General features: G+C 63.9%; 6 protein-coding genes and 1 pseudogene. 4 read left to right on the plus strand and 3 right to left on the minus strand.

What is annotated here, in order from left to right; all coding sequences use genetic code 11:
• Window positions 1–272: 272 nt before the first annotated feature.
• Genes V7E26_RS27905 through V7E26_RS27915 form a run of 3 tightly spaced genes read right to left on the minus strand, consistent with a single transcriptional unit; the run spans window position 273 to window position 2,281 of the window.
• Window positions 273–476, minus strand: coding sequence for a YgaP family membrane protein (locus V7E26_RS27905; RefSeq protein ID WP_324422571.1), 204 nt, complete (start codon window positions 474–476; stop codon window positions 273–275).
• A gap of 59 nt (window positions 477–535) precedes the next feature.
• Window positions 536–982 (minus strand): thioredoxin domain-containing protein, encoded by a 447-nt coding sequence (locus tag V7E26_RS27910; protein ID WP_324422573.1) that lies wholly within the window; start codon window positions 980–982, stop codon window positions 536–538.
• 21 nt (window positions 983–1,003) lie between these two features.
• Window positions 1,004–2,281: an NAD(P)/FAD-dependent oxidoreductase gene (locus V7E26_RS27915; RefSeq protein ID WP_324422575.1), complete on the minus strand. Its 1,278-nt coding sequence runs from the start codon at window positions 2,279–2,281 to the stop codon at window positions 1,004–1,006.
• Between the two features lie 119 nt (window positions 2,282–2,400).
• Here V7E26_RS27915 and V7E26_RS27920 point away from each other — a divergent pair, with 119 nt between their 5' ends.
• The 4 genes and pseudogenes from V7E26_RS27920 to V7E26_RS27935 all read left to right on the plus strand — a co-directional run.
• Window positions 2,401–2,748, plus strand: a complete 348-nt coding sequence (locus tag V7E26_RS27920) for an ArsR/SmtB family transcription factor (RefSeq protein ID WP_324422577.1) — start codon at window positions 2,401–2,403, stop codon at window positions 2,746–2,748.
• A gap of 63 nt (window positions 2,749–2,811) precedes the next feature.
• Complete coding sequence (locus V7E26_RS27925) at window positions 2,812–3,834, plus strand: efflux RND transporter periplasmic adaptor subunit (RefSeq protein WP_442893494.1); 1,023 nt, start codon at window positions 2,812–2,814, stop codon at window positions 3,832–3,834.
• Window positions 3,831–7,052 carry an efflux RND transporter permease subunit gene (locus V7E26_RS27930; protein WP_324422579.1) on the plus strand — a complete coding sequence of 1,074 codons (3,222 nt, stop codon included), beginning with the start codon at window positions 3,831–3,833 and terminating at the stop codon, window positions 7,050–7,052. Before V7E26_RS27925 ends, V7E26_RS27930 begins: the two co-directional genes overlap by 4 nt.
• A pseudogene (locus V7E26_RS27935) lies at window positions 7,049–7,444 on the plus strand (MBL fold metallo-hydrolase); the annotation flags it as partial. The gene V7E26_RS27930 and the pseudogene V7E26_RS27935, both read left to right, overlap by 4 nt.
• Between the last annotated feature and the right edge of the window lie 181 nt (window positions 7,445–7,625).

Here is a 7,625-nt window from a genome sequence, read left to right on the forward strand (position 1 = left end):
AGATCCTCGATCCCGTCAACACCTGGAAGGACAAGGCCGAGTTCGACAAGACCGCCCGCAGCCTGGTCGGCATGTTCCAGAAGAACTTTGCCAAGTTCGAAGCCCAGGTCGACGCCGAGGTCCGCGCCGCAGCGCCGGACACCAGGCTCGCCGCTGAATAAGATCGTTCTCGATTGAAGAATTCAAAAGGGCGGCTCGATGAGCCGCCCTTTTGCTATCGAGGGCGTTGGAAGCCGGGACAGGCCGCCAGCGCAGCCTGCCAGCCTTTCCGATCAGGAAAATGCGCAGCCGGACTTCAATCCGAGCTTGCTGAAGATCCTCGCCGCCGGACAGAACCCGGTGAACGATGCCTGCAGCAGGTTCAGGCCGACGAAGGCCGTCAGTGCCAGCCAATAGGGGCTGACATAGAAGGCGAGCAGGACGCTGACCAGGATCATCATCCCGGCAAAGGCCATCACGGCACGATCGACATTCATTTCACTTCTCCTTGTTAAAGGGCCCATGCCCATTCCCGTTCGTGTCCTTGCAGTTCAGTTCAGCCGCTTCCGGCGAGCTGGCTCCGCGTCCATGCGACGATCTTTGCGGTGTCCATGACGCCCGCCGTTCGCGCCAGCAGCCTGCCGCCTCGAAACAGCAGCAGCGCCGGAATGCCGGACACGCCAAGTTCGGCGCTGGTGCGCTGCTCTTCGTCGGCGTTGAGCTTGAGCAGCCGGACCTCGGGCTCGAGCTCGGAGGCGGCCCTCTCGAACATCGGCGCCATGGCGCGGCATGGACCGCACCACGCCGCCCAGACATCGACCAGCACGGCGATGTCGTTGGCGTGGCGATGCTTGTTGAAGGTCAGGCCGTCGACCGCCACCGGGTGACCTTCGAACAGCCCCTTGTGACAGGCGCCGCAACGAGCTTCCTTCGCCGGCTTGCTCGCCGGAACGCGATTGGTCGCGCTACAGTGCGGACAGACGATATTGCGTGTTGAACTCATGACACTTCGCTGTTGCCGGCTCTAGCCGGCCTTGATCTTGCGGATCCCGAGTTGTTCGAGCACGAACCGCTCGTAGAATGGCTCGCTGTCGCCGAGCCTGATCTTGCGCAGGAAGAATTTTTCGAACGCGACCTTCGCGAGGTGGACCCAGCGCCCTTTCGCGGACCAATTGACGTTTCTCGGCGGGATCTCCGGTTGGGCAATGAAGGCGACGCCGCCGTCGCCAAAATCGGCGAGGCACACGGCGTTCCAGGTAGCCTCGGCCTTCGGCTCGGCGTTCCGCAACAGGTCGGCGATGTTGATCGCCGTCGCCGTCACCATCGATTCGATCATGAAGCCTGTCTTCGGCACGCCGGTCGGTACCGGCGTCGCCGTGACCGGCGCAATCGCAACGCCGACTCCGACGGCAAAGATGTTGGGAAATGCCGGATTGCGCTGCTTCTTGTCGATGATGATGAAACCGCGCGGATTGGTCAGGCCCTCGATGCCGCGGACCGCCGCCACGCCGCGAAAGGCCGGCAGCATCATCGAATATCCGAAGGGCACTTCGTGGTTCCTGGCCGCGCCACCGCCTTCCGCCACTTCCTCAACCGACATCTTGCCGGGTTCTACGCCGGTGACGCGCGCGTTCGTGATCCATTTGATGTGGCGATCGCGCATTTCGCTTTCGAGCAGGCCCTTGGTGTCGCCGACGCCGTCGAGGCCGAGATGACCGATATAGGGCTCGGACGTGACGAAGGTCATCGGAACCCGGTCGCGCAGGCCGCGCTTGCGCAGCTCGGTATCCAGAATGAACGCGAACTCGTAGGCCGGGCCGAAGCATGATGCTCCCTGCACGGCGCCGACCACGATCGGTCCCGGCGATTTCGTGAACTGTTCGAATGCCTGTCTTGCCTTGACCGCATGGTCGACATGGCAAATCGACTGGGTCTGTCCGTCGGGGCCTAATCCCGGAATTTCGTCGAAGGCGAGGTCCGGCCCGGTCGCGACGACGAGATAATCGTAGCTGACGGAACTGCCGTCCTCCAGTTCGATCCGGTTCTCGTTCGGGAAGACACGCCGCGCACCTTGCGCGAAATAGCGGATTCCCTTCCGCCGCATCACCTCGTCCAGATCGACTTCGATGTCCTGCTTTTCCCGCCAGCCGATCGCAACCCACGGATTGGAAGGAACGAAGTGATATCGCGATCCCTGGCCGATCACGGTGATGCGGTCCTGATCCTTCCGCAGCTTTGGCAAAAGTTCATAGGCCATCAATGTTCCGCTGAGGCCTGCACCGAGAACGACGAGTTCCGCCATGACTCTTCCTCCGTTTGATTCGACTTGCTTTGATTGTGCTCGCCTTGTTGCTGTGGATGGGCAGCGCAAAAGCTGCATCGTGCTTGACAATATATTCGATAATTCGTATATACGCAAGTATGAAAGTAGACGTCGAACAAATGCAATCCGCCGCCGATGCCGCGAGCGAGCTGCTCAAGGCCCTGGCCAATCGCCACCGCCTGCTGATCCTCTGTCAATTGATAGACGGCGAGCGCTCGGTTGGCGAACTCGCCGCGTTTCTTGGCGTCCGCGATTCCACCGTGTCGCAACATCTCGCGATCCTTCGCCGCGACGACCTGGTCGATTCGCGCCGGGAAGGTCAGACCATCTGGTACTCGATCAGCAGCGCTCCGGCGCGCGATCTGGTCGAAGTGCTCTACCGCTCATTCTGCGCGCCGAGCGTCGCATGCCGGTCAACCAAGTCCACTCGTGCTCGCAGGCGTTGATCGGGATCAACCATCACGGGCTTCCACGGTTCTAGTGAATCGAAAACGGTTCGGAGCAGTTTCATGTCCTCCTTGAGTAAGCGGAGATCGTTCCCGACGATCGGCGCGTTCCTGTTTGTCGTATTCGGCATGGCGCCCGCCCCGGCGGGCGCGGCAGAAGAGCTGTTCGACGTGACGTCGTCCGCGGTGCCCGACGAGAAGGCGGTGTTTGCGACGATCGAGAGCCGGCGCGTGGTGCCGGGCCGCAGCCGGATCGGCGGTACCGTTGCCGCGATCGCAGTCAAGGAAGGCGACCACGTCGATCTCGGCCAGGTCATCGCCACCGTCGGTGACGACAAGCTGGCGCTGCAGATGAAGTCCCTCGATGCGCAGATCGCCGGGCTCGAAGCCCAGCTTGCCCAGGCCCAGACCGACCTGGCGCGGGCCGACGAACTGTTCCAGAAGGCAATAGCGCCGAAGACGCGGCTCGACGAGGCGCGCACGGCCGTCAACGTCGCCAGCAACGCGATGCGGGCGCGTACGGCCGAGCGTTCGGTGATCCAGCAGCAACTCACCGAAGGCAACATACTGGCGCCGGCCGCCGGCCGGGTCCTGAAGGTCCCGCTGACTGCCGGCACAGTCGTGATGTCCGGCGATCCCGTCGCCTTGATCGCCGAGCAGAACTTCGTGATGCGGCTCAGGGTGCCCGAGCGGCATGCGCGGCTGATGAAGGCGGGCGATCCGGTGCGCATCGACGGCGACGATCTCGGTACGTCGGCGACACGTTACGGCAAGATCAGCCTGGTCTACCCGCAAATCGAAGACGGACGGGTCGTTGCCGATGCCGCCGTCGAAGGGCTCGGCGACTACTTCGTCAATGAGCGCATCAGGGTGTGGATCAGCGCCGGCGAGCGCACGGCGTTTGTCATACCGGCGCGGTTCATCACGACCCGCTTCGGCGTCGACTATGTCAGGATCCGCGGCGCCGGCAACGTCGACACCGACGTGCCGGTGCAGCGCGGCCGGCCGGCGCCGAACAAGGAGATACCCGACGGGATCGAGATCTTGTCGGGCCTGCACGTTTCCGACAGGCTGGTGCGCCCGTGAACCTCGGCTTCTCCGGTCGATTGACCAAGGCGACGATCCGCTCGCCGTTGACGCCGCTGTTCCTGCTCGCAGCGCTGGCGGCGGGCCTGGTCGCGCTGATGACCATCCCGCGCGAGGAAGAGCCGCAGATCAGCGTGCCGATGGTGGATATCACGGTTCGCGCCGACGGCCTGAAGGCGCCGGATGCGGTCGAACTGGTGACCAAGCCGCTGGAAACGGTGGTCAAGGCGATCGACGGCGTCGAGCACACCTACAGCCAGACCCAGGACGACCGCGTCATGGTGACGGCGAGATTCCTCGTCGGCACCAAAGCCGACGAAGCCATCCTGCGCGTGCACGAGAAGATCCGGGCCAATATAGACCGCATCCCCGTCGGCATACCCGAGCCGCTGATCGTCGGCCGTGGCATCAACGATGTGGCAATCATGGTGGTGACGCTGTCGCCGAAGCCGGCCGCCGCCGGACGCTACACCGACAAGGATCTCTACGAACTCGCCGAAAAGCTGCGGTCCGAGCTCAACAAGGTCGACAATGTCGGCTTGACCTACATCGCCGGCGGCGACGCCCAGCAGATACGCGTCGAGCCGGACCCCGAAAAGCTCTCGCTCTATGGCGTTACGCTGCAGCAGTTGCTGGCCAAGGTGCGCGACGCGAACCGTTCGTTCCAGGCCGGCCGGGTGCGCGACGCCGGGCAGATGCGCGCGGTGGTCGCCGGTCAGACGCTTTCCGGCGTGCCGGATATCGGATTGTTGCTGGTGACGACCCGCGACAATCGTCCGGTCTACGTGCGCGACGTCGCCAAAGTCGTCCTTGGACCGTCGCCGGCCGAGCACCGGGTCTGGAACGTGTCGCAGCAGGACAAGGGCGTGTGGTCGACTTCGCCCGCCGTCAGCGTCGCGATAGCCAAGCGCGCCGGCGCCAATGCGGTTGTCGTGTCGGAAAATCTGCGTGCGCGGGTCGCGGCGCTCGAGGGCGTGCTGATCCCCGCCGATGTCGCCGCGACGATCACCCGCGACTACGGCGAAACCGCCAATGAGAAGGCAAACGAGCTCCTGTTCCATCTCGGCCTTGCCACCGTGTCGATCGTGATCCTGATCGCCCTGGCGATCGGCTGGCGCGAAGCGGTGGTGACGCTGGTGGTCATTCCGACCACGATCCTGCTGACGCTGTTTGCCGCCAATTTGATGGGCTATACCATCAACCGCGTCAGCCTCTTCGCCCTGATATTCTCGATCGGCATTCTGGTCGACGACGCGATCGTGGTGGTGGAGAACATCGCACGGCATTGGGCGATGCGGGATGGCCGGCCGCGGCTTCAGGCCGCGATCGAGGCCGTCGCCGAAGTCGGCAATCCGACGATTCTCGCGACACTGACCGTCGTCGCCGCGCTGCTGCCGATGCTGTTCGTATCCGGCCTGATGGGGCCGTACATGGCGCCGATTCCGGCCAATGCATCCGCAGCCATGCTGTTCTCGTTCTTCGTCGCAATGGTGATTGCGCCATGGCTGATGCTGAAGCTGCATCGCAAGGATGGCGCTCCGGACCGGCACGAGGCGGCGCATGGTGAAGGGTGGCTCGGCCGTATCTATCGCAAGGTCGCCGCGCCGATCATTCGGACACGCCGTTCGGCCTGGATATTTCTGGTGTCGGTCGGTATCGCGACGGTGCTGGTGATGGGGCTGTTCTACACCCGAAGCGTGACGGTCAAGCTTCTGCCGTTCGACAACAAGTCGGAAATCGCCGTGGTCGCCGATCTGCCGGAAGGGGCGAGCCTGGAGGACACCGAGCGGGTGCTGCTGGCTGCGAGCAGCATTGCCCGGCAATTGCCCGAGGTGACTTCGGCTCAAATCTATGCCGGCACCGCCGCGCCGTTCAACTTCAACGGCCTGGTGCGGCATTACTACCTGCGCGCGGCCCCGGAACTGGGAGAACTGCAGGTCAATCTCACCGCCCGCGGCGATCGCTCCCGGGCCAGCCATGCCATCGCCCTCGAACTGCGCGAGAGGTTGAAAGCTCTCGTGACGCCGGAAGGCACCTCGATCAAGGTGGTGGAAGTGCCACCCGGTCCGCCCGTCCTGGCGACCCTGCTCGCGGAAATCTATGGCCCGGATTCCGCGACCCGTCGCGCCGTGATGAACGAGACGAAGAAGATATTCGCCTCGGTGCCCTTCATCGTCGACGTCGACGATTCGGTCGGGCAGCCGCGGCCGCGGCTGCGGCTCTCGATCGACCAGGACCGCCTCGAGTTCTTCGGCGTCGAACAAAAGGACGTCTACGACACCATCGAGATGCTGTTCGGAGGATTGACCGTCGGCTATTCGCATCGGGGTGAGGATCGCAACCCGATCGCGATCACGGTGCGGCTGCCGAAGAGCGATCTCTCCTGGACGCAGGCGCTTGCTTCCACGCCGGTGCCGGCCAATGCCTTGCCGGGCGGCAAGACCGTGGTCGAACTCGGCGAGGTGGTGCGTGCAACGACCGAAGCCGGCTCTCCGGTGATCTTCCGCCGTGACGGCCGGTTCGCCGACATGGTCATGGCCGAGCTCGCCGGCAGCTATGAAGCGCCCATCTACGGCATGCTGGAGGTGGCGCGCCGCATCGACGCGCATCAATGGGGAGATCTGCCGAAGCCCGCCCTCGGCCTGCATGGCCAGCCCGCGGATGAAACGAGGCCGACCCTGCTGTGGGACGGCGAATGGGAAATAACCTATGTCACTTTCCGCGACATGGGTGCGGCGTTTGCGATCGCCATTGTCGGCATCTATATCCTCGTCGTCGCGCAATTCGGCAGTTTCAAGCTGCCGCTTGTCATCCTGACACCGATTCCGCTGACCTTGATCGGCATCCTGATCGGCCACTGGCTGTTCTCCGCACCATTCACCGCGACGTCGATGATAGGTTTCATCGCGCTCGCCGGCATCATCGTGCGAAACTCGATCCTGCTGGTGGACTTCATCCGTCATGCCGCGTCGGGCAACAGTCTGCGCGAGAGGTTGCTCGAAGCCGGCGCGGTGCGCTTCAAGCCGATCATCCTGACCGCGCTGGCCGCGATGATCGGCGCGGCGACGATCCTGCCGGATCCGATCTTTCAGGGTCTCGCAATTTCGCTGCTGTTCGGGCTCGCGTCCTCGACGCTGCTGACCGTGCTGGTGATCCCCGCGATCTACGTTGCCCTGCGAGATGACGGGTTGCCGCCAATGGAAGGGAACAAGCCATGACAACTTCGCACCCGGCCCCGCAGATCAAGGCGTTCTTCGATTCCGCCACCAACACGATCAGCTATCTGGTCGCCGACCCCGTCACGCGCCGCGCCGCGGTGATCGATCCCGTACTCGATTTCGACCAGCGGGACGGCACCGTGGACATTCGCTCGGTGGAAGCCATTCTGGCCGCGGCGAACCGGGAGAGGCTGACGATCGAATGGGTGCTGGAGACCCATGCCCACGCCGACCACCTGTCCGGCGCGCCCTACATCAAGTCCAGAACGGGAGCGCGCATCGGGATCGGTGAGCACATCAAGGACGTGCAGCGAATCTTCCGGCCGGTATTCAATGCCGAAGATCTGCGCACCGACGGCAGCGACTTCGACCGGCTGTTCACAGACGGCGAAACCCGCTCCCTCTCCCGCGTGCGGGGGAGGGCTGGGGTGGGGGGGTGTCTCCGCAGGCGACGCTGCCGAAGTGGAGAGAGCCCCCACCCGGCGCTGCGTGCCGACCTCCCCCGCAAGCGCGAGAGGTTAGCCCGTCTTCGCGGATTGGCGGGTTTTGAAGACACCCGGTCGTTATAAATCA

Source organism: Bradyrhizobium sp. (assembly GCF_036735945.1).
Taxonomy (GTDB): domain Bacteria; phylum Pseudomonadota; class Alphaproteobacteria; order Rhizobiales; family Xanthobacteraceae; genus Bradyrhizobium.

Coding starts and splice junctions, on each gene's coding strand:
- V7E26_RS27905 (WP_324422571.1), bottom strand. CDS start 476: ATGAATGTCGATCGTGCCGTGATGGCCTTTGCCGGGATGATGATCCTG.
- V7E26_RS27910 (WP_324422573.1), bottom strand. CDS start 982: ATGAGTTCAACACGCAATATCGTCTGTCCGCACTGTAGCGCGACCAAT.
- V7E26_RS27915 (WP_324422575.1), bottom strand. CDS start 2,281: ATGGCGGAACTCGTCGTTCTCGGTGCAGGCCTCAGCGGAACATTGATG.
- V7E26_RS27920 (WP_324422577.1), top strand. CDS start 2,401: ATGAAAGTAGACGTCGAACAAATGCAATCCGCCGCCGATGCCGCGAGC.
- V7E26_RS27925 (WP_442893494.1), top strand. CDS start 2,812: ATGTCCTCCTTGAGTAAGCGGAGATCGTTCCCGACGATCGGCGCGTTC.